This window comes from Leptothrix cholodnii SP-6 (assembly GCF_000019785.1).
Lineage (GTDB): Bacteria > Pseudomonadota > Gammaproteobacteria > Burkholderiales > Burkholderiaceae_C > Sphaerotilus > Sphaerotilus cholodnii.
In genome coordinates this window covers 1,893,111-1,912,145 of sequence record NC_010524.1, presented here as the reverse complement: position 1 = coordinate 1,912,145, position 19,035 = coordinate 1,893,111, and the positions used below count along the sequence as shown (strand labels likewise).

At 70.2% G+C, this 19,035-nt stretch carries 14 protein-coding genes; 11 read left to right on the top strand and 3 right to left on the bottom strand.

Annotated elements, in window-relative coordinates:
• Window positions 1–993, bottom strand: a complete 993-nt coding sequence (locus LCHO_RS08885) for a helix-turn-helix transcriptional regulator (RefSeq protein WP_012346803.1) — start codon at window positions 991–993, stop codon at window positions 1–3.
• 317 nt (window positions 994–1,310) lie between these two features.
• On the opposite strand from LCHO_RS08885, the gene LCHO_RS08880 reads away from it, so the two are divergent.
• The 3 genes from LCHO_RS08880 (at window position 1,311) to LCHO_RS08870 (ending at window position 5,068) form a co-directional block, all read left to right on the top strand.
• A complete protein-coding gene (locus LCHO_RS08880; protein ID WP_012346802.1) occupies window positions 1,311–2,474 on the top strand; it encodes a hypothetical protein in 1,164 nt (387 codons plus the stop codon).
• A 202-nt stretch (window positions 2,475–2,676) separates the two neighbouring features.
• Window positions 2,677–4,713, top strand: a complete 2,037-nt coding sequence (locus tag LCHO_RS22080; RefSeq protein WP_050757321.1) for a S8 family peptidase — start codon at window positions 2,677–2,679, stop codon at window positions 4,711–4,713.
• Window positions 4,714–4,723: 10 nt separating this feature from the next.
• Window positions 4,724–5,068 carry a hypothetical protein gene (locus LCHO_RS08870; RefSeq protein WP_012346800.1) on the top strand — a complete coding sequence of 115 codons (345 nt, stop codon included), beginning with the start codon at window positions 4,724–4,726 and terminating at the stop codon, window positions 5,066–5,068.
• Window positions 5,069–5,086: 18 nt separating this feature from the next.
• On the opposite strand, the gene LCHO_RS08865 is transcribed toward LCHO_RS08870, so the two are convergent.
• Complete coding sequence (locus LCHO_RS08865) at window positions 5,087–5,830, bottom strand: site-2 protease family protein (protein WP_012346799.1); 744 nt, start codon at window positions 5,828–5,830, stop codon at window positions 5,087–5,089.
• Window positions 5,831–5,903: 73 nt separating this feature from the next.
• Here LCHO_RS08865 and LCHO_RS08860 point away from each other — a divergent pair, with 73 nt between their 5' ends.
• The 8 genes from LCHO_RS08860 to LCHO_RS08825 all read left to right on the top strand — a co-directional run bounded on the left by LCHO_RS08860 (window position 5,904) and on the right by LCHO_RS08825 (window position 17,226).
• Window positions 5,904–6,695, top strand: a complete 792-nt coding sequence (locus LCHO_RS08860) for a 2OG-Fe dioxygenase family protein (protein ID WP_012346798.1) — start codon at window positions 5,904–5,906, stop codon at window positions 6,693–6,695.
• A gap of 111 nt (window positions 6,696–6,806) precedes the next feature.
• Complete coding sequence (locus LCHO_RS23930) at window positions 6,807–8,885, top strand: methyl-accepting chemotaxis protein (RefSeq protein ID WP_012346797.1); 2,079 nt, start codon at window positions 6,807–6,809, stop codon at window positions 8,883–8,885.
• Between the two features lie 19 nt (window positions 8,886–8,904).
• Window positions 8,905–10,449 (top strand): chemotaxis protein CheW, encoded by a 1,545-nt coding sequence (locus LCHO_RS08850; RefSeq protein ID WP_012346796.1) that lies wholly within the window; start codon window positions 8,905–8,907, stop codon window positions 10,447–10,449.
• A 54-nt stretch (window positions 10,450–10,503) separates the two neighbouring features.
• Window positions 10,504–11,523, top strand: coding sequence for an alpha/beta fold hydrolase (locus tag LCHO_RS08845; RefSeq protein ID WP_012346795.1), 1,020 nt, complete (start codon window positions 10,504–10,506; stop codon window positions 11,521–11,523).
• A gap of 152 nt (window positions 11,524–11,675) precedes the next feature.
• Window positions 11,676–12,780 (top strand): peptide chain release factor 2 gene (gene prfB, locus LCHO_RS08840; protein WP_150105440.1). Its coding sequence is split into 2 segments (ribosomal slippage): window positions 11,676–11,756 and window positions 11,758–12,780, totalling 1,104 coding nucleotides; the frame shifts between segments, so codons are not numbered across the junction.
• Window positions 12,781–12,818: 38 nt separating this feature from the next.
• On the top strand, window positions 12,819–13,490 hold the full coding sequence (locus LCHO_RS08835) for an HAD family hydrolase (protein WP_043705040.1): 672 nt from the start codon (window positions 12,819–12,821) through the stop codon (window positions 13,488–13,490).
• On the top strand, window positions 13,483–16,176 hold the full coding sequence (gene pepN, locus LCHO_RS08830) for an aminopeptidase N (RefSeq protein ID WP_012346792.1): 2,694 nt from the start codon (window positions 13,483–13,485) through the stop codon (window positions 16,174–16,176). Before LCHO_RS08835 ends, pepN begins: the two co-directional genes overlap by 8 nt.
• A 24-nt stretch (window positions 16,177–16,200) precedes the next feature.
• Window positions 16,201–17,226 (top strand): class 1 fructose-bisphosphatase, encoded by a 1,026-nt coding sequence (locus tag LCHO_RS08825; RefSeq protein WP_012346791.1) that lies wholly within the window; start codon window positions 16,201–16,203, stop codon window positions 17,224–17,226.
• Between the two features lie 19 nt (window positions 17,227–17,245).
• Here the strand turns inward: LCHO_RS08825 and LCHO_RS08820 are convergent, their stop codons facing one another.
• Window positions 17,246–18,691 carry a TolC family protein gene (locus LCHO_RS08820; RefSeq protein WP_012346790.1) on the bottom strand — a complete coding sequence of 482 codons (1,446 nt, stop codon included), beginning with the start codon at window positions 18,689–18,691 and terminating at the stop codon, window positions 17,246–17,248.
• Window positions 18,692–19,035: the final 344 nt, after the last annotated feature.

Below are 19,035 nucleotides of genomic sequence, written 5' to 3'. Positions count from 1 at the left end.
TCAATAGTGCCCCAACGCCGCCTGCAGGCGCTGCTGCAGCTTCTGGCGCAGGGCCGGCGGGCCTTCGACGCAGACGTCGGGGCCGTGGCGCAGCAGGTCCATCAGCAGTTCGGTGTCGTCGGCATAGGGCAGGCGCATGCGCAGGCTGCCGTCGGGCTGGGGCTCGAGCTCCTGGCGCGGATGCCAGAGCTCGTTGGCCACCCACTGCGCGGCTCCGGGGCTGAACAGCAGCGTGGCCTGGCGCACGTCGCGGCCGGCGTAGATCCCGTAGCCGGCGTCGAGCTCGGCCTCGACGGTCTTCATCGCCACGTCCTTGGCGCGCTGGGTCAGCACCTCGGCGCCGCGCAGGGCGTCGAGCGCGAAGCGGCGCAGGCCCTCGCTGGCGTGGCACCAGGCGTCGAGGTACCAGGTGCTGCGGTAGTGCACCAGGCGCAGCGGCGACACCATCCGGTCGGATTCGGCCTGCTTGCTGCGCGTGTAGTAGGTGATCTGCAGGCGGCGGCGTTCGAGCAGCGCGCTGGCCACGCGCTCGAAGAACTTGCCTGCCACCGGCCGCTGCGCCGGGCTGAGGATGCGCACCCGCCGCATCAGCTCGCGCGCCTCGCCCTCGGTCGTGCCGAGCATGCCGTGCAGCTTGTCGAGCAGCGGCTGCAGGTGGCGCCCGAGCATGCCGCCGCTGTCGAGGCCCTGGATCAGCTGGTGCATGGTCAGCAGCGCGTGCAGTTCGCGCTCGCTGAACCAGACGCCCGGCAGTTCGTGGCTGGCCTCCTGGGCGCGGCCGTTGGCGCCGCGGCCGCTGGGCTGCTCGAAGCGGTAGCCGTTGCTGTCGCGCTCGTAGACGATCGGCGCGTCCATGCGGGTGCGCAGGTAGTCGAGATCGCGCTTGAGGGTGGCGCGCGACACCTCGAGCTCGTCCATCAGGGTGGCAAAACTGACCGAGCCGCGGCTCTTGATCAGCATCTCGATCTTGTAGAAGCGTTCGGTGCGATCCATTTCTTGGCTCCCGTTCCACCCGCCGCGGCGCTGGACGCGTGTCTGGCTCAATGTGTGAGCCTGATGGTAGTGCCGCCGTCCGGGGTACGACTGGTGCGCGTTCCCCCAGTCTGCGGGGGGCCCTGGCGTGCGCCCTTTGCACCCCGCCGACCCCGACCCCGCGGCCACGGGCTGGTCGCGCCGCGGCGCCGACCGCAGATTCAAGACAGGAAAAGAAGCCTGAACAGCGCGCTTACTGGCTCACGCCATGAGCCAGTGCAGGTTCACACTGAACACACCGGTCGGGCACGTCGCCCACCCCCAGCAGGAGCGCGGACATGGCGGCCCAACGGATCGAATCGGATTGGCACGACGACAGCACCGGCGACGGTTTCGAGCTGGGCCGCGACTACGCCCGCCACGCCCTGACGCCGCCGGCCGAGCACCTCGGCCCCGGCAACCCGGTGCGCCAGGGCTGGGACGCCGGCCGCGCCCGCTTCGCGCAACGCACCAGCCCGGCCGGCGAGCACACCCGGCTGTGGCTGCAGCTGCGCCTGCAGGCCTGGCGCGAGGGTCGCCACTTCGAACTGCTGAGCGTGACGCCCAACTACCTCGGCCAGCTGGCCACCAGCCACTGCCCGGTGACGCGCCGGAAGTTCAGCAGCCAGCCGGGCGACCCGCGGCGCGGCGCAGCCGCCGACGCGGTGATCGCCCGCCTGCACGACGACGCCGGCTACGCGGCCGGCCACCTCGCCACGCTCAGCCGGGTGGCCGGGCAGGCCCGCGCCGAGCGCACCTGGGACGAGTCGATGCAGCAGGCCCAGCGCATCGAGGCCGCCGGCGGCGGCCAGGTCGACGGGCTGTCGGGCGACGCCTGGCGGCGCCTGGGCGTGCTGCTGTCGTTCGTGACGCCGCTGCCGCACACGCTGGCCGCGCGGGTGCCGCTGCTGGTGCTGCCGCCCAACCGGCTGCACCTGCGCAACCCGATCCAGGCGCTGCAGGTGCTGGCCACCCGGATGCTGGCGCGCAGCGGCTGGAGCGCCCGCATGCCCGCGCTGCTGCGGCTGCTGCCGCGCGGCTGCGCGCAGCAGGATTTCCAGCGCTTTTTCATCGCCCTGCTGGCGCGGGTGATTGAAGGCGGCCAGCCGACCGACCCGCTGCGCCGCCGCTGGGCGCTCGAGGACGCCTGGCGCGACACCGAGGTGCAGCAGCTGTGGTGGCAGTTCGCGCTGCAGCTCGACGCCGAACAGGCGCAGTACCTGATGGAACGCGCCGCCGAAGCCGGCCTGTTCGACCAGCGCGTCGTGCTGCACAGCGACGAGCAGAGCACCGACGGCTGGGCGCTCGACACACGCGGCTACACGGTAACGGCGTGCAACGCGGTGGCCGACATGCCGACCCCGCTGTGGCAGATCGCCGCCAGCCCGGCGCGTGGCGTGCCGATCGCGGCGATGGCGCGCCAGCTCTCGCTGCCCTGGTCGCAGCCGGTCGCCGGCGCCTGATCGGCGGGCCGGCCCGGCGGGGTGCGCCGGACCGGATCGCAAGATACAAGGCGTCACCCGCGTGACCGCCAACGGCGACGCCGCCTGAACGGGCGCAACAGGACGGACCGGATCGACTGTCTACACTGCGCAGTTACACCGCCTGCGCCCTCAACCGATGCTCCGATCCGACCGTTCCGACCGCACACGGCGCCCCCGCCGCGTGCCGCAAAACCCCGGCGCCCTGATCGGCCCCCGGCTTGCCGCAACGCTGCGGCAGGCCGGCACGCTGGCGCTCGCGCTGCTGTGCATGACGGCCATCGGCCTGGCCACCGGCGGCGCAGCGAATGCCGCCGAACCGGTCAAGACGCGGCTCAAGCGTGCGCTGCCCGACGAATCGCCCACCGAAGCGCGCGTGATCGTGAAGTACCGCGCCGCCGCCGATGACGGCAGCAGCGCCCGCATCGCCGCCGCGCCGGGCAAGGCCACAGCCGCAGTCCGCCGGGCGCAGGCGATGGGCCAGCGCCACGGCCTGGCGCTGGCCGACGGCAACACCCTCGCGCCGCGCACCCAGGTGCTCAAGGCCAGCGGCCTGAGCAGCGCTGCGCTGGCCGCCCGGCTGGCGACCGATCCGGACGTCGAATACGTCGAGATCGATCGCCGCATGCGCGCGCACGCCGCACCGAACGACCCGCTGTACACCGCCAGCCCGGCCAACAGTCCGGCCGCGGGGCAGTGGTATCTGCGCGCATCGACGGCCGATCTGGTGGCGTCGATCGATGTCGAAGGGGCGTGGGGCATCACCAACGGCAGCGCCGACATCGTCGTGGCCGTGCTCGACACGGGCGTACGCCCCGAACACCCGGATCTGGTCGGCAAGCTCCTGCCAGGCTACGACTTCATCTCGGACGCCAACATTGCCAATGACGGCAACGGTCGCGACGGCGATCCGACCGATCCGGGCGACTGGGTCGCCACGTCGGACATCGGCTCGCTCGTCGCCAGCACCTGCGTCGAAGAAGACAGCAGCTGGCACGGCACGCAGATGGCCGGGCTGGTGGGCGCGGCGACCCACAACGGTTCGGGCATGGCCGGCGTCGGGCGCCACGTCATGGTGCTGCCCGTGCGGGTGCTCGGCAAGTGCGGCGGCTTTGTGTCGGACATCGTCGCCGGCATGCGCTGGGCTGCCGGCGTGAGCGTCCCCGGCGTCCCTGCGAACCCCCATCCGGCGCGGGTGCTCAACATGAGCCTGGGTGGCGAAGGCGCCTGCAGTGCGACCTACCAGAGCGCTGTCGACGATGTCATCGCAGCCCGCGCCGTGGTGGTGTCATCGGGCGGCAACGAAGGCCTGGCGGTCGACATGCCGGCCAACTGCGTCGGCGTGATCGCGGTGGGCGGCGTGCGTCACAGCGGCACCAAGAACGGCTTCTCCAGCCTCGGGCCCGAGATCGCGATCAGCGCGCCGGGTGGCAACTGCGTCAACACGGATGGGCAGGCCTGCCTCTATCCGATCCTGAGCACGTCCAACACCGGCACCACCGCGCCGGGCACGGCGACATTCACCGACGGTCAGATCAGGCCGGCCTTCGGCACGAGTTACGCGTCACCGCTGGTCGCAGGCACTGCGGCCTTGATGCTGGCTGTCCAACCGACGTTGAGCCCAGCCCAGATCCGTCAGATGTTGCGTGCCTCCGCACGTGCATTCCCGCCCCTGTCCACCGACACGGCACTGCCCGAGTGCGTCGCGCCGACTGCGGCCGAACAGACCGAATGCCACTGCACCACCAGCACCTGCGGGGCAGGCATGCTGGACGCTGGCGCAGCCGTGCTGCTTGCGGCCGCAAACATGACGGTGGCACATGTGCATGCAACGAGCACCCAGGTCAATGTCGGCGACACCGTCGTGCTGGACGCATCAGCGTCTCGTGCGTCCGATGGTTCGCCCCTCACCGCCTATCTGTGGGAGATCATGCAAGGCACCGGTGCCACGTTCGCCAACGGCAACGCCACCGCCGTCGTCACGCTCGACACCACCGTCCAGACCGAACTGCTCGTGCGTCTGACCGTGACCGACGGCCGTGGCGGCACGGCCCGAAGCAGCGTCGTCATCCGGGTCGGGGCACCACCCGACGACGTCACGACAGACCCCCCCTCCAGCAGCGGGGGCGGCGCACTCGGGCTCGAATGGCTGGCAGCGTTGACCGCCGCGATCGCGGCACTCGGCTGGATGCGACGCAGACAGGTCGGTGCCGACGATTGACGCCCGGGCCATGACCGCCCCGGCCCGCGTCATCGCCATCCACCCCGCCGCGCCATCCAAGCCGGCCTGGGGCCAGCCTTGCAACGGCTGCGGCGTCTGCTGCCTCAGCGAGCCCTGCCCGGTCGGCATGCTGCTGAGCCGGCGCCGGCGCGGGGCCTGCGTCGCGCTGGTGTGGAGCGAGCCGGATGCGCGCTACCGCTGCGGCCTGCTGGTGGCGCCGGCCGAACACCTGCCGGCCCTGCTGCGCCCGGCCGCGCCGCGGCTGCAGAAGGTGGCGCGCCGTTTCATCGCCGCGGGCATCGGCTGCGACTGCGACATCGAGTTCGAGGCGCCCGACGACACCGGCGCGCCCTGAGCGACGCCGGCGCCGGGATCAGAGCACCGGGGTCGACGCCGCGGCCGGGCGCTGCGCCTGCAGCATCTCGTGCACCTCGAACGTCATGACCGCCAGGAAAGCGGTCAGCACGACGTAGATCAGGCCGTAGCGCCACTTGGTGGCGGTGTCGACGGCGTAGTAGGTCTGCGCCTCGACGCTGTCGCGCCGGTAGGTGACGGCCTTCCAGACCTGCGGCGCGGCCAGCAGCGCCACCAGCAGCAGCATCGGGCTGGGCCGCCACCAGATCAGCGCGCCCAGGATCGGCACGCCCAGCAGCCAGATGCGCGGCGACAGCACCGCGGTGATGCGCCCGCCGTCGAACGGCGACAGCGGGATCAGGTTGAACAGGTTCAGGAAGAAGCCCGCGTAGGCCACCGCCAGCAGCCACGGCGCGTCCCAGCTGCGCGCCAGGAAGAAGCAGACGATCGCGCCGAGCGTGCCGATCAGCGGTCCGCCCAGGCCGACGTAGGCCTCGGTCTCGGCGTCGTGCGGCAGCTGCTTGAGCGCGATCCAGGCGCCGACGAAGGGGATGAAGGTCGGTGCGCCGACATCCAGCCCACGCTGTCGGGCCGCCACGTAATGCCCGGCTTCGTGCACGAACAGCAGCAGCACGAAACCGGCGGCATAACGCCAGCCGAAGATGAAGGCATAGGCCACCAGCGACAGCAGCATCGTGCCGCCGGTGGTCAACAGCTTGCCGAGCTTGGCGCCCGACAGCAACAGCAGCAGGATCTTGATCATGGGTCATTCTCGCCGTCGACCCCGGTTCGGGCGAGGTGGCGGGCCGGCCGCAGCGCAGGGGCAAAATGCAGCCATGTCCTTACCCGTGCCCTCATTCACCCATCCCGAAGCGCTGCACCGCGAGCAGGCCGACGATGCCGCCGCGCTGCTGCGCAGCCAGGGATTCGCGCGCCTGGCGCCCGACGCGCTGGCGCACCTGAGCCACCAGCCGCTGTCGGCCCTCGGCGCGCTCGCGCCCGCCTGGAACGACCTGCCGCCCGACGCCCACCTGAAGGACGGCGGCCGCTACCGCCGCCGCCGCCACGGCAGCCTGGTGCAGGACGTCGGCGCCGCCACGCTCGACAGCGTGCCGCACCGCGCGCACTGGCAGCCCACCACCTACAACGCGCTGCACGGCGGCATGCTGCGCTGGTTCGATCCGCTGTCGGCCCAGTTGGCGCAATCGCCGGCCTTTCTCGACGTGGTGCGCCGGCTCGGCGAGGTGTTCGCCGCCGCGGCCCATCCGACCGACAGCGAGCCGGCCTTCGACGGCCGCTGGTTCGTCGAGGCGCATGCCTTCCGCATCGACACCACCGGCGGCGTCGGCCGGCCGACACCCGAGGGCGCGCACCGCGACGGCGTCAACTTCGTGGCCGTGCTGCTGGTCGACCGGGTCGGCGTGGTCGGTGGCGAAACGCGCGTGTTCGCCGCCGACGGCCCGCTGGGCGTGCGCTTCACGCTCGACGAACCGTGGAGCGCGCTGCTGCTCGACGACGTGCGGGTGATCCACGAAAGCACCCCCATCCAGCCCGCCGCACCCGGCGGCCACCGCGACACGCTGGTGCTGACGTATCGGGCCGGCGGTTTCCAGGATCCGCCAAAATGAAAATGAGCCCGGAACACAGGGCATCAATGCGCTACTGATCGGAGGCGCTCCGAATAGATTGGCGGGCAGTGTGCGGGCTTCCGCGCGCAATGAACTCCGCCAGGATCGCCCATGACCTCGATTTCCAGCAACCACCCGACCGACTGCGACACCGCACTCTGCCGCGTGGCGTTCAACCTCCTGCAGGAGGCGCAGATGCTGATCCGCATCGACATCGACAGCCGTCGGATCAGCACCGTCAACGAGTTGGTGACGCGTTGTTCAGGCCGCAGCCGGGACGTGCTGGTGGGGGAGCCGATCGAGGCGCTGCTGCAGATCGGTCCGCAAGACATCGAGCAGATCGCCGCCACAGTCGCCGGCGGCACCTCCTGCGTGCGCCAGTTGACACTGTTTGCCCACGACGGCAGCCTGCGCCTGCTGGAGGCTCGTTTTGCGGCCTTCACCGATGCCGCCGGCAAGATCGAGGGACTGCTCATTGCGGCGCGCGACCGCACGAAGTCCGGGTGCGAACTCGCCGAACTGCAGCACAAGTACGCCGCCATCGACCGGGCCCAGGCCGTGATCGAGTTCGATCTGCAGGGCCACGTCACCCATGCCAACGAGAATTTCCTGACGTTGACCGGCTACACGCTCGACGAGATCCGGGGCCAGCACCACCGCCTGTTCGTGGATGAAGTCGAGGCGCGGAGCCCCGCCTACCGCGCCTTCTGGCAGACGCTCGGCCGTGGCGAGTTCGAGGGTGGCGAATACAAGCGCATCGCCAAGGGCCGGCGCGAAGTCTGGCTGCGTGCCACCTACAACCCGATCTTCGACCTCAACGGCAAGCCGGTGAAGGTGGTGACGCACGCGCTCGACGTGACCGAATCGAAGCTGCGCAACGCCGAGTTCGAGGGCAAGGTGCGAGCGGTCGACCGCTCGCAGGCGGTGATCGAATTCGACCTCAAGGGCCACGTGCTCGCGGCCAACGAGAACTTCCTGGCCTGGATGGGCTACAGGGCCGAGGAGGTCGTCGGCAAGCATCACCGGATGTTCTGCGACACCGACTTTGCCCAGACCGACGCCTACGCGACCTTCTGGGAAAAACTTCGGCACGGCGATTTCCAGGGCGGCGAATACAAGCGCCTGGGCAAGGACGGCCGGGAAATCTGGATCCAGGCCACCTACAACCCGATCATGGACCTGGACGGGCGGGTGATGAAGATCGTCAAGTTCGCCACCGACGTGACGCAGGCCAAGCTGCGCAATGCCGATTTCGAGGGCAAGGTGAACGCCATCAGCCGCGTGCAGGCGGTGATCGAGTTCGATCTCGAAGGGCATGTGCTGGCTGCCAACGAAAACTTCCTGCGCACGATGGGCTTCTCGCGGCGCGAGGTGCTGGGCCAGCACCACAGCATGTTCTGCGACCACGACGACATCGTTTCGCCCGACTACCGCGACTTCTGGCTGCGCCTGAGCAAGGGCGAGTTCATCAGCCAGCGCTTCAATCGGGTCGGCAAGTACGGCCGCCGGGTGTCGCTGCAGGCCAGCTACAACCCGATATTCGGACTCGACGGCCAGCCGGCGAAGGTGGTGAAGTACGCCTACGACATCACCGAGCAGGTCGCGCTGGAGCAGCGCGTGGCCCGAAAGACCCACGAGATGTCGGAGTCGATCGTCGGGCTGGCTGCGGCCATCAAGGACATCTCGCTGAGCACCCAGTCGGCCGCCGAACTGGCCCAGGAAACCCGGCACACCGCACAGACCGGCTTCGATGCGCTCAACAAGTCGATCGAGTCGATCGCGCTGATCCAGAAGTCGTCAGGCGAGATCACCGCGATCGTCAAGGTGATCGGCGACATCGCCAGCCAGACCAACCTGCTGGCCTTCAACGCGGCGATCGAGGCGGCGCGCGCCGGCGAACATGGCGTCGGCTTCTCGGTGGTGGCCGGCGAGGTGCGCAAGCTGGCCGAGCGCGCCGGCGACGCCGCGCGCGAGATCAACAAGCTGATCGACGAGTCGTCGAGCCGCGTGAACCAGGGCTCGACGGTGTCGCAGCAGGCCAGGGAGGCCTTCGAGCACATCGTCACGAGCGTGGGCAAGACCAGCGCATCGATCAGCCGCATCGCCGAGTCGACGCTGACTCAGCAGAACGTGTCGCAAGCCGTCCGCACGCTGATCGGCGAGCTCACCCACGAGCCGGCGCGTACCTGAACCCGGCGCGGTGCACACCATGTCGGTTCTACAGACACCCGCCTCGCCCACGACCATCGATGCCGACACGGTCTACGGCGTGCTGCAAATCGGTTCGGCGCAGGTGGCCTTGCCGATCGATGCGCTGCGCGAGGTGATCCCCGGCCCGGCCCGGTTCAGCGCCCTGCCCGTCAACACCCCCGGACTGCTGGGCGCCATCACGCTGCGTGGCCGGGTGGTGGCGGTGCTGGACCTGCGCCTGCTGCTGGGCCAGCCGGCACCCCGTGACACCGGCCAGGTGGTGGCGCTGGTGCACCACGCGAACGCCGTGATCGGCCTGCTGGTCGACGGCGTTCGCGGCCTCGCCCGGCTGGCCGCCGGCCGCTTGAACCGGATGGACAGCACGGGCACCGAGCTGCTGTTTGGCGGCTGCTTCGAGCGCAGCGAAGACGGCTCGGTGGTCAGCGTGCTCGATGCCGCTGCGCTGATGCGCCTGCCCGGCGTGCCGCTGCTGCGTGGTGCGGCGCCCGGCGCGGCCCGCCCGCGCCAGGACCTGGCGTGCCGCTCGCTGATGCTGGTGCGCTGCGGCGAGATCGGTCTGGCGATCGGCGTGACCGAGGTGCACGCCACCTTGCCGCAGGTGACGCTGATGCCCTCGTCGATCGACGGGCGAATCTGCCACGGTGTGATCGAACACGCCGGCGTGCAGCTGCCGGCGGTCGACCCGCTGGCCTTGCTGGAGCTGGGCGCACGGCCCGCCGGCGAGCCGAGCCAGGCGCTGCTGCTGCGCGACGAGAACGGCCTGGTGGCGCTTCTGGTGAGCCAGGTGATCGATCTCGTGCAGGTGCCCGAGAGCGACCTGCTAGCGCTGCCGCCCCTGGCAGTGCGCCGGCCCGAGCTGTTCCGGGCCTTGCTGAACGTGCCGGGCCATGGCCAGCACCTGCTGCTGGGCCCCGGCGTGCTGCGAGACCATGCCGACCTGCAAGGCCTGGCGCACCTGAACGTGCGCGCCCAGGTCGGCAACGGAGCCGCCCGCGCGGCCTCGGCGACGTCGAGCACGGCCGCCAGCGCCGGCGGCGACGCGGTCATCACCTACGACATCGGCCACGAAGTGGCCACGCTCCTGTCGCAGGTCAGCGAGGTGCTGCCGCTGCCCACCGAGACAGGGCGCCCGATCAGTGGCCATCCGGCGGTGACGGGCCTCTTTTCGCACCGTGGCCAGTCGGTCACTCTGGTCTGCCTGGCCAGTCTGCTGGGCGGCAGGAACCCGCCCGACCCGGCGACGGCGCGCGTGCTGCTGGTGCGCCAGGACGGCGGCACCTTCGGTTTCATCGTTCCACGGCTGTACAACATCGAGCACACCGTCTGGGAACAGCCCGGCGCCGCGCGTGGCGGTGCACCCGCAAGCGCCCGCCATCCGCTGGGCCCTCACAGCGTGATCGAGCTGGGCACCGGCGCGCAACGCCGCACGCTGCACCGGGTGGATCTGCATGCCGTCGCGCGCTCGTTGAGCCGGCCGGACCCGGGCACGCCAGCGCGCGCGCAGCTGCCAGCGTGTGCCCGGCCGCTGATCCCCGTCGACTGACGAATCGGTACTTCCGGGGTGTCGACGCTGGCGCCACTCGCTACAGTGCGCACCATGCCAGTCGACGCCCAGAACACCCCCGACGACACGTTCCACGACCTGCCGCCGTACACGCCGAGCCGCCCCTCGACATCGCTGTTCGTGACCCTGCGCGAGCGGCCCGCGCCGGTGGCCGGGCCCGAGCAGCGGGCCGATCCGCCGTATGTGCGGCGCGCCCATCGGCTGCGTTACCACGTCCAGACCTGGGGCGAACCGGCGCTGGTCACGCCCGAGCGGCCGGCGCTGATCCTGCTGCACGGCTGGATGGACGTCGGTGCGTCGTTCCAGTTCATGGTCGATGCGCTGACGCAGCCGCGCTACATCCTGGCGCTCGACTGGCGCGGTTTCGGCCTGACCGAAGCGCCGCCGGCCGACAGCTACTGGTTCCCCGACTACCTGGCCGACCTCGACGCCCTGCTCGACACGCTGCTGCCCGGCCAGGCGATCGACCTGGTCGGCCACAGCATGGGCGGCAACGTGGCGATGCTCTACGCCGGCATCCGGCCCGCGCGCATCCGCCGACTCGTCAACCTCGAGGGTTTCGGCATGCCGCCGACCCGCGCGGCGATGGCGCCGACGCGCTACGAACGCTGGCTCGACGCCCTCAAGTCGCCGCCGCAACTGCGCAGCTACCCGACCCTCGAAGCGGTGGCGCGGCGGCTGCGCCTGAACAACCCGCGCCTGCAGCCGGCTCACGCGCTCTGGCTGGCCGGCCACTGGTCGCGCGCCGACGACAGCGGCCAGTACCACCTGCTGGCCGACGCCGCGCACAAGCGCATCAACCCGGTGCTGGCGCGCCAGGACGAGGCGGTCGCCTGCTGGCGGCGCATCAGCGCGCCGGTGCTGTGGGCCGAAGGCGCGCAGACGCGGCTGTTCGACCTGTGGGCCGAGGCCTATCCGCGCGACGACTTCGAGACCCGCCTGGCCGAGGTGCAGCGCCTGCGCCGGGTGCTGATCGACGACTGCGGCCACATGCTGCATCACGACCAGCCGGATGCGCTGGCCGCGCACATCGAGGCGTTCCTGATGCCGTGAGCGGCCGGCCTGCCGAGGCGGCCGCTTCGTCACCGTGCGCCGCGGGCATCTCGGGCGGCGGTGCGCCATGCGAAAATCCGGTGCTTTTGGGCCGGCACCGGGCCAACCCGGAGCCCGGCCTGCGGACACAAGACACAAGAGGACCCGCGTCCATGGACATCGAACAGATCAACGCCATCGGCACCGCCTTGACCGACCTCAGCGAGCGCACCACGGCGCTCAGGGGGTATCTTTGACTACGAGGACAAGTCCAAGCGCCTCGAGGAAGTCAACGCCGCGCTAGAAAATCCGAACGTCTGGAACGACCCCAAGCGCGCCCAGGAACTCGGCCGCGAGAAGAAGGCGCTCGAAGACGTGGTGGCCGCCATCGACCACCTGAGCAGCAACCTGGCCGACAACACCGAGCTCTACGAGATGAGCAAGGACGAGGGCGACCTCGCCGGCATCACCGCGATCGAGGCCGAGGTGGTCGAACTGCGCGCGATGATCGAGAAGCTCGAATTCCGCCGCATGTTCAGCAACCCGGCCGACCCGAGCAACTGCTTCATCGACATCCAGGCCGGCGCCGGTGGCACCGAGGCCTGCGACTGGGCCAGCATGCTGCTGCGCCAGTACCTCAAGTACTGCGAGCGCAAGGGTTTCAAGACCACGATCGAGGACGAGTCCGAGGGCGACACCGCGGGCATCAAGGCCGCCACGATCAAGGTCGAGGGCGATTACGCCTTCGGCCACCTGCGCACCGAGACCGGCGTGCACCGGCTGGTGCGCAAGAGCCCGTTCGACTCGTCGGGCGGGCGCCACACCAGCTTCGCCTCGCTGTTCGTCTACCCCGAGGTGGACGACTCGATCGAGATCGACATCAACCCGGCCGACGTGCGCACCGACACCTTCCGCGCCAGCGGCGCGGGCGGCCAGCACATCAACAAGACCGACTCGGCGGTGCGGCTGACGCACATCCCGACCGGCATCGTGGTGCAGTGCCAGGACGGCCGCAGCCAGCACAGCAACCGCGATGTCGCCTGGAAGCGGCTGCGCTCGCGTCTCTATGACTTCGAGATGCGCAAGCGCATGGAAGCGCAGCAGAAGCTCGAGGACACCAAGACCGACGTCGGCTGGGGCCACCAGATCCGCAGCTACGTGCTCGACCAGAGCCGCATCAAGGACCTGCGCACCAACGTCGAGACGTCCGCCACCCAGAAGGTGCTGGACGGCGACCTGGATGCCTTCATCGAAGCCAGTCTGAAATCGGGGTTGTGATGTCGCAAGAAGCTGCCGGGAGCGGTTCGCCGCACGAGTTGAAAGCGGTCCTGTTCGACATGGACGGCACGCTGATCGACAGCATGCCGCTGCACGAACGTTCATGGGTGCTGTGGCATGCCGAGCTGGAGCTGCCCTTCGACGACCCGGACGGCTTCTTCCACGCCACCGCCGGGCGCACCAACGTCGAGATCCTGCGCGACCTGTGGTCCGACCGGGCCGAGGCCGAACTCGAGGCGCTGGCGCACCGCAAGGAGGTGCTCTACCGCGAGATCGCCGCGCGCGAGCTGACGCTGATCGCCGGCGCCGCCGAGGTCTGCGCGCAGGCCCGCGCCCGCGGCCTGAAGGTGGCGGTGTGCACCGCCGCGCCGCCCGAGAACATCGCCGTCGCCTTCGAGCGCTTCGGCTTCGCCGCGCTGGTCGACACCGTCACCAGCCCGGCCGATGGCCTGCGCGGCAAGCCGCACCCGGACATCTTCGTCGAGGCCGCACGCCGCCTGGGCGTGGCACCCGAGAACTGCCTGGTGTTCGAGGACGCCCCGCTGGGCATCGAGGCCGCCCGGCGCGCCGGCATGGCCGCGGTGGTGATGACCACGACGCTGCCGGGCAGCGCCTTCGCGCACTACCCGAACGTGATCGACACGCTGGCCGACTACAACGGCTACACGCTCCCGACTCACCTGACCAGAAAAGAGAATCCCCATGCGTGAAGGCACAAGCACCGTGGTGCGGCGTGAGGACTACACCGCGCCGTCGCACTGGATCCGCACCGTCGACCTGACCTTCGACCTCGATCCGGCCAAGACGCTGGTGATCAGCCGCATGAGCGTCGAGCCCAACACCGAGCGCCCCGGCCAGCCGCTGCGCCTCGATGGCGAGGACATCACGCTCACGCGCGTGCTGGTCAACGGCGAGAGCATCTCGTTTCGCTTCGAGGGCCAGCAGCTGGTGCTGGAACACCTGCCGGCCGAGCCGTTCAGCCTCGAGATCCGCAACACCTGCGCGCCCGAGAAGAACACCGAGCTGTCGGGCCTCTACACCTCGGGCGGCAGCTTCTTCACGCAGTGCGAGGCACAGGGTTTCCGGCGCATCACCTATTTCCTGGATCGCCCGGACGTGATGGCGCTCTACACCGTGACGCTGCGCGCCAACGCGAAGGCCTATCCGGTGCTGCTGTCCAACGGCAACCGGGTCGAACACGGCACGCTCGACAACGGCCGCCACTTCGCGACCTGGGTCGACCCGCACCCCAAGCCGAGCTACCTGTTCGCGCTGGTGGCCGGCGCGCTGGTCTGCCGCGAGCAGTGCGTGCGCAGCCGCTCGGGCAAGGATCACCTGCTGCAGGTCTACGTGCGCGCCGGCGACCTCGACAAGACCGAACACGCGATGAATTCGCTGATCGCCTCGGTGGTGTGGGACGAAGCCCGCTTCGGCCTGAGCCTGGACCTGGAGCGCTTCATGATCGTCGCGGTGAGCGACTTCAACATGGGCGCGATGGAGAACAAGGGGTTGAACATCTTCAACACCAAGTTCGTGCTCGCCAACCCGGCCACCGCCACCGACACCGACTACGCCAACATCGAGGCGGTGGTCGGCCACGAATACTTCCACAACTGGACCGGCAACCGTGTGACCTGCCGCGACTGGTTCCAGTTGAGCCTGAAGGAAGGCCTGACCGTCTACCGCGACCAGGAGTTCAGCCAGGACATGGCCGGCGTGGCCTCGGCGCGCGCGGTCAAGCGCATCGAGGACGTGCGCCAGCTGCGCCAGATGCAGTTCCCCGAGGACGCCGGCCCGATGGCGCACCCGGTTCGGCCCGAGCAGTACCAGGCGATCGACAACTTCTACACCACCACCGTCTACGAAAAGGGCGCCGAGGTGGTGCGCATGATGGCGACGCTGGTCGGCCGCGAGGGTTTCCGCCGCGGCATGGACCTGTACTTCGCCCGCCACGACGGCCAGGCCGTCACCTGCGACGACTTCGCCCAGGCGATCGCCGACGCCAACCCGGGCAGCGACCTGGCGACCCGGCTCGACAGCTTCAAGCGTTGGTACAGCCAGGCCGGCACGCCCCGCGTGAGCGCCAGCGGCCACTACGACCCGGGCGCCGGCACCTACACCGTCACGCTCGCCCAGCACACGCCGGCCACGCCCGGCCAGCCGGTCAAGCTGCCGTTCGTGATCCCGGTGGCGATGGGCCTGCTCGACTCCGACGGCCGCCCTCTGCTGCTGCAGCTCCAAGGCGAATCCCAGTACGGCGGCACCGAGCGCGTGCTGGTGCTCGAACAGGCGAACCAGGCGTTCGTCTTCACCGGCCTGTACGGCCTGACCGGCGAGCCGGTGCCGTCGCTGCTGCGCGGTTTCTCGGCGCCGGTGATCCTCGAATGGGCGGCCACCGAGCGGCAGCTGTTCACGCTGCTGCACCACGACACCGACCCGACCAACCGCTGGGAAGCCGCCCAGCGCCTGGGCCTGCTGCGCCTGATGGGCGCCGTGCAGTCGGGCCGGCCGCTGCAGCTCGACGCCGCCTACATCGACGCGCAGCGCGCCGTGCTGCGTGATCCCTCGCTCGACGCCGCCTTCAAGGACCTGCTGCTGACACCGCCCAGCGAAGGCTACGTCGCCGAGCAGCTGGCTGCCGCCGGCGTGCCGGTCGACCCGCCGGCCATCCACGCCGCGCGCGAGGCGATGCGCAGCCAGCTCGCCCAGGCGCTGTTCGACGACTGGGTCTGGGCCTTCGAGGCGCACCACGACAACGGCGCCTATCGCCCCGATCCGGTCTCGACCGGTCGGCGCGCGCTCGCCAACCTGGCGTTGGCCCACCTGGTGCTGGACGCCGGCCGCAGCGGCGATCCGGTCTGGCCGGGACGGGCCTATCAACGGGTCCAGGATGCCGGCAACTTCACCGACCGCCAGGGCGCGCTGATCGCGCTGCTGGGCGCCCACCACGCGCTGGCCGAGCTGGCGCTGGCGCGGGTGCACGCCCAGTTCAAGCACGAGGCGCTGGTGATCGACCGCTGGTTCGCACTGCAGGCCGGCGCACCCGAGCGCGACGGACAGGTGTTCCAGCGCATCAAGACGCTGGTGCATCACCCCGATTTCCTGGTGCGCAACCCGAACCGCGCCCGCAGCGTGCTGACCACGCTGTTCCACCTCAACCCCTCGGCGCTGCACCGCGCGGATGCGGCCGGCTACGTCTTCTGGGCCGAGAAGGTGGTGGAGGTGGACGCCTTCAACCCGCAGCTCGCCGCCCGACTGGCGCGCGGCCTGGACCGCTGGCGCGTGCTGGCCGAACCCTACCGCAGCGCGGCCCACGAGGCGCTGTGCCGCGTCGCCGCCCGCACCGAACTGTCGCCCGACACCCGCGAGATCGTGGGTCGTTCGCTGGCCGACTGACCCTCATTTCCTACCGGAGTTTTCATGAGCAAACGGATCAGCCTGACTCAGTTCCTGGTCGAACAGCAACGCCAGCACGGCCGCATCCCGGCCCAGCTGCGGCTGCTGATCGAGGTGGTGGCTCGCGCGTGCAAGCGCATCGCCATCTCGGTCAACAAGGGCGCGCTCGGCGAGGTGCTGGGCAGCGCCGGCAGCGAGAACGTGCAGGGCGAGGTGCAGAAGAAGCTCGACATCATCTCCAACGAGGTGCTGATCGAGGCCAACGAATGGGGCGGCCACCTGGCGGCAATGGCCAGCGAGGAGATGGACTCGATCCACGTCGTGCCCAACCGCTACCCGCAGGGCGAATACATGCTGCTGTTCGACCCGCTCGACGGCAGCTCGAACATCGACGTCAACGTCTCGATCGGCACCATCTTCTCGGTGCTGCGCAAGGTCGGCCACCAGCACGGCGTCAGCGAAGAGGATTTCCTGCAGCCGGGCAAGTTCCAGGCGGCGGCCGGCTACTGCGTCTACGGCCCGCAGACCACGCTGGTGCTGACGGTGGGCGACGGCGTGGCGGTGTTCACGCTCGACCGCGAGACCGGCAGCTTCGTGCTGACGCAGTCCAACCTGCAGATCCCGGCCGACACCCACGAGTTCGCGATCAACGCGTCGAACCATCGCCACTGGGCGCCGCCGATGAAGCGCTACATCGACGAGTGCCTGGCCGGCCGCGAGGGCCCGCGAGGCAAGGACTTCAACATGCGCTGGGTCGGCAGCATGGTGGCCGACGTGCACCGCATCCTGACGCGTGGCGGCATCTTCCTGTACCCGTGGGACCAGCGCGAGCCCGACAAGCCGGGCAAGCTGCGCCTGATGTACGAGGCCAACCCGATGGCCTTCCTGGTCGAGCAGGCCGGCGGTGCCGCCACCAACGGCGAGCAGCGCATCATGGACCTGATGCCCGGCAAGCTGCACGAGCGCGTCAGCGTGATGATGGGCTCGAAGAACGAGGTCGAGCGCGTCAGCCAGTACCACCGCGAGCACCGCGAGGCGGCGGGCCACTGACGCGAGAACGGCCGGCGGTTCAGCGCGGCTGACCCACCGCCAGCTCCGGCGCCACCCAGGGCAACAGGCCCGCGCCGGCATTGCGCAACTGCGCCGACGCGCCGAAGCCGTCGTGCAGCGCGTTGACGTAGGCGATGCGCAGCTGGTAGTGCTCGGTCTCGGCCGAGATCAGGTCGAACAGCGAACGCCGGCCGAGCTTGGACCACTGCTCGTAGGTCGAATTGCGCAGCTGGTCGCTGTCCTGCAGCACGCCGGCATAGCGGCGCGCGCGCAGGAAGGCGCTGCGCGCGGCGTCGTGCAGGGTGCTGACCTGCTTGACCCGTTCGTTGATCGCCGACTCCAGCGCGCGGCGCGCGGCTTCGGCGCGTTCACGCGCGGCGCTGGTCGCCGCCGCCACCGTGCCGCCGTCGTCGAGGGTGTAGCTCAGCGCGACGCCGGCGTTCCAGGCATGGGTGGTGACCTGTGCCGAGCGGCCGGTGTTGGCGCCGACCTGCCAGCGCACCTGTGGCGAGCGGTCGGCGGCGGTGGCACGCGCCAGGCTGTCCTGGGCATCGGCCTGCAGCTTGAGCTGGCGCACGTCGGCGCTCTGGTTGATCTCCTCGAGCACGCTGTTGAGCGCGGGCAGCTCGATCAGCGGCACGCCCACCGCGCCCCAGGGCGCGACGTTGTCGCCGACGATGCGGCGCAGCTGCGCATCGACCTGGCGCAGCGCGGCCTGCGCTTCGTCACGGGAGATCTCGACCTGGCGCTGGCTCTTGCGCGCCTGCACCAGTTCGCTGGCACGGCCGCGATCCTGTCTGACGATCTGCTCGATCGAACTGGCCAGGCAGGCCAGCTTGGTGACCTGCTGTTGATAGACCTTGAGCTGCAGGCGATAGCGGTTGCGGTCGATCACCGCCAGCACCGCCTCGCGCACCGCACGTTCGCGCGACGCCACGCTGCCGTTGTCGCTGGCATCGAGCAGGCGACGCCGGTAGTCGGTCAGCTGGTCGAGCTTGCCACCGTCGTAGAGCGGCGCACTGGCGTTGACCCCCAGCGAACCGACCCCGCCGGCGCGCTGGGTCACGCCACCGATGCTGGACTGGCCGATGCCGGCACTGGTGTTCAGGTCGATCTGCGGCTTGCCGCTGGCCTGGGTCTGCTGCAGGTCGAACGCGGAGGCGCGCCGGGTGTGCTCGGCGCCTCGGGCGTCGATGCTGGCGCCGACCGCCTCGCGCGCCAGCGAGGCGAGCTGTTCCAGGCCGTTGCCGGCGGCCGGGCCGTCGAACAGCTCGGACGCGCTGAAGGCTTCCCTGTCGGGCAGCACCGGACGGGCGGGATTGCGGGCGTCGGCCGGGTCGTCGCAATAGGCCTGGGCCAGCACCGGCAGCAGCAGCGCCACCGCGGCGGTCACGGCACCCAGGCGCTGGGCCCAGACGCCGGACGTGGATGCGACAGGGCTGGATCGATCGATGCGGCGGGGCATGCGCAAACTCCTGAAATCAGAAAAAACGGAACTGCCCGCAATATACGGTTTGCCGCGCCCGACGCAGCCGCGGAGAAAGCCGTGAAATCGGCCCCCGCGCAAGGCTTCAACGTGGCAGTGCCGGTCTGCCGCATGGCGCCAGGCGACGCCGCAGGCTCACCGGATGAGCTTGGCCGAGGCGGTGAAACCGCGGGTTGCGGCGGCCACCCGCATCGATCCGACGAAGGTGCGCAATATTTCGCCCCCTGCCCGAGTAGCCGCATCCCCCGGCTCGACGGGCCGCCACGACACTTGCGCCCCGAGCGGGTCTGCATCATGGGCTCGCCGCTGCTCACAGGGATGGC

What these genes read in the sequence shown, in the direction of transcription:
- LCHO_RS08885 (WP_012346803.1), bottom strand. Translation starts at nt 993, where the DNA reads ATGGATCGCACCGAACGCTTCTACAAGATCGAGATGCTGATCAAGAGC.
- LCHO_RS08880 (WP_012346802.1), top strand. Translation starts at nt 1,311, where the DNA reads ATGGCGGCCCAACGGATCGAATCGGATTGGCACGACGACAGCACCGGC.
- LCHO_RS08870 (WP_012346800.1), top strand. Translation starts at nt 4,724, where the DNA reads ATGACCGCCCCGGCCCGCGTCATCGCCATCCACCCCGCCGCGCCATCC.
- LCHO_RS08865 (WP_012346799.1), bottom strand. Translation starts at nt 5,830, where the DNA reads ATGATCAAGATCCTGCTGCTGTTGCTGTCGGGCGCCAAGCTCGGCAAG.
- LCHO_RS08860 (WP_012346798.1), top strand. Translation starts at nt 5,904, where the DNA reads ATGTCCTTACCCGTGCCCTCATTCACCCATCCCGAAGCGCTGCACCGC.
- LCHO_RS23930 (WP_012346797.1), top strand. Translation starts at nt 6,807, where the DNA reads ATGACCTCGATTTCCAGCAACCACCCGACCGACTGCGACACCGCACTC.
- LCHO_RS08850 (WP_012346796.1), top strand. Translation starts at nt 8,905, where the DNA reads ATGTCGGTTCTACAGACACCCGCCTCGCCCACGACCATCGATGCCGAC.
- LCHO_RS08845 (WP_012346795.1), top strand. Translation starts at nt 10,504, where the DNA reads ATGCCAGTCGACGCCCAGAACACCCCCGACGACACGTTCCACGACCTG.
- pepN (WP_012346792.1), top strand. Translation starts at nt 13,483, where the DNA reads ATGCGTGAAGGCACAAGCACCGTGGTGCGGCGTGAGGACTACACCGCG.
- LCHO_RS08825 (WP_012346791.1), top strand. Translation starts at nt 16,201, where the DNA reads ATGAGCAAACGGATCAGCCTGACTCAGTTCCTGGTCGAACAGCAACGC.
- LCHO_RS08820 (WP_012346790.1), bottom strand. Translation starts at nt 18,691, where the DNA reads ATGCCCCGCCGCATCGATCGATCCAGCCCTGTCGCATCCACGTCCGGC.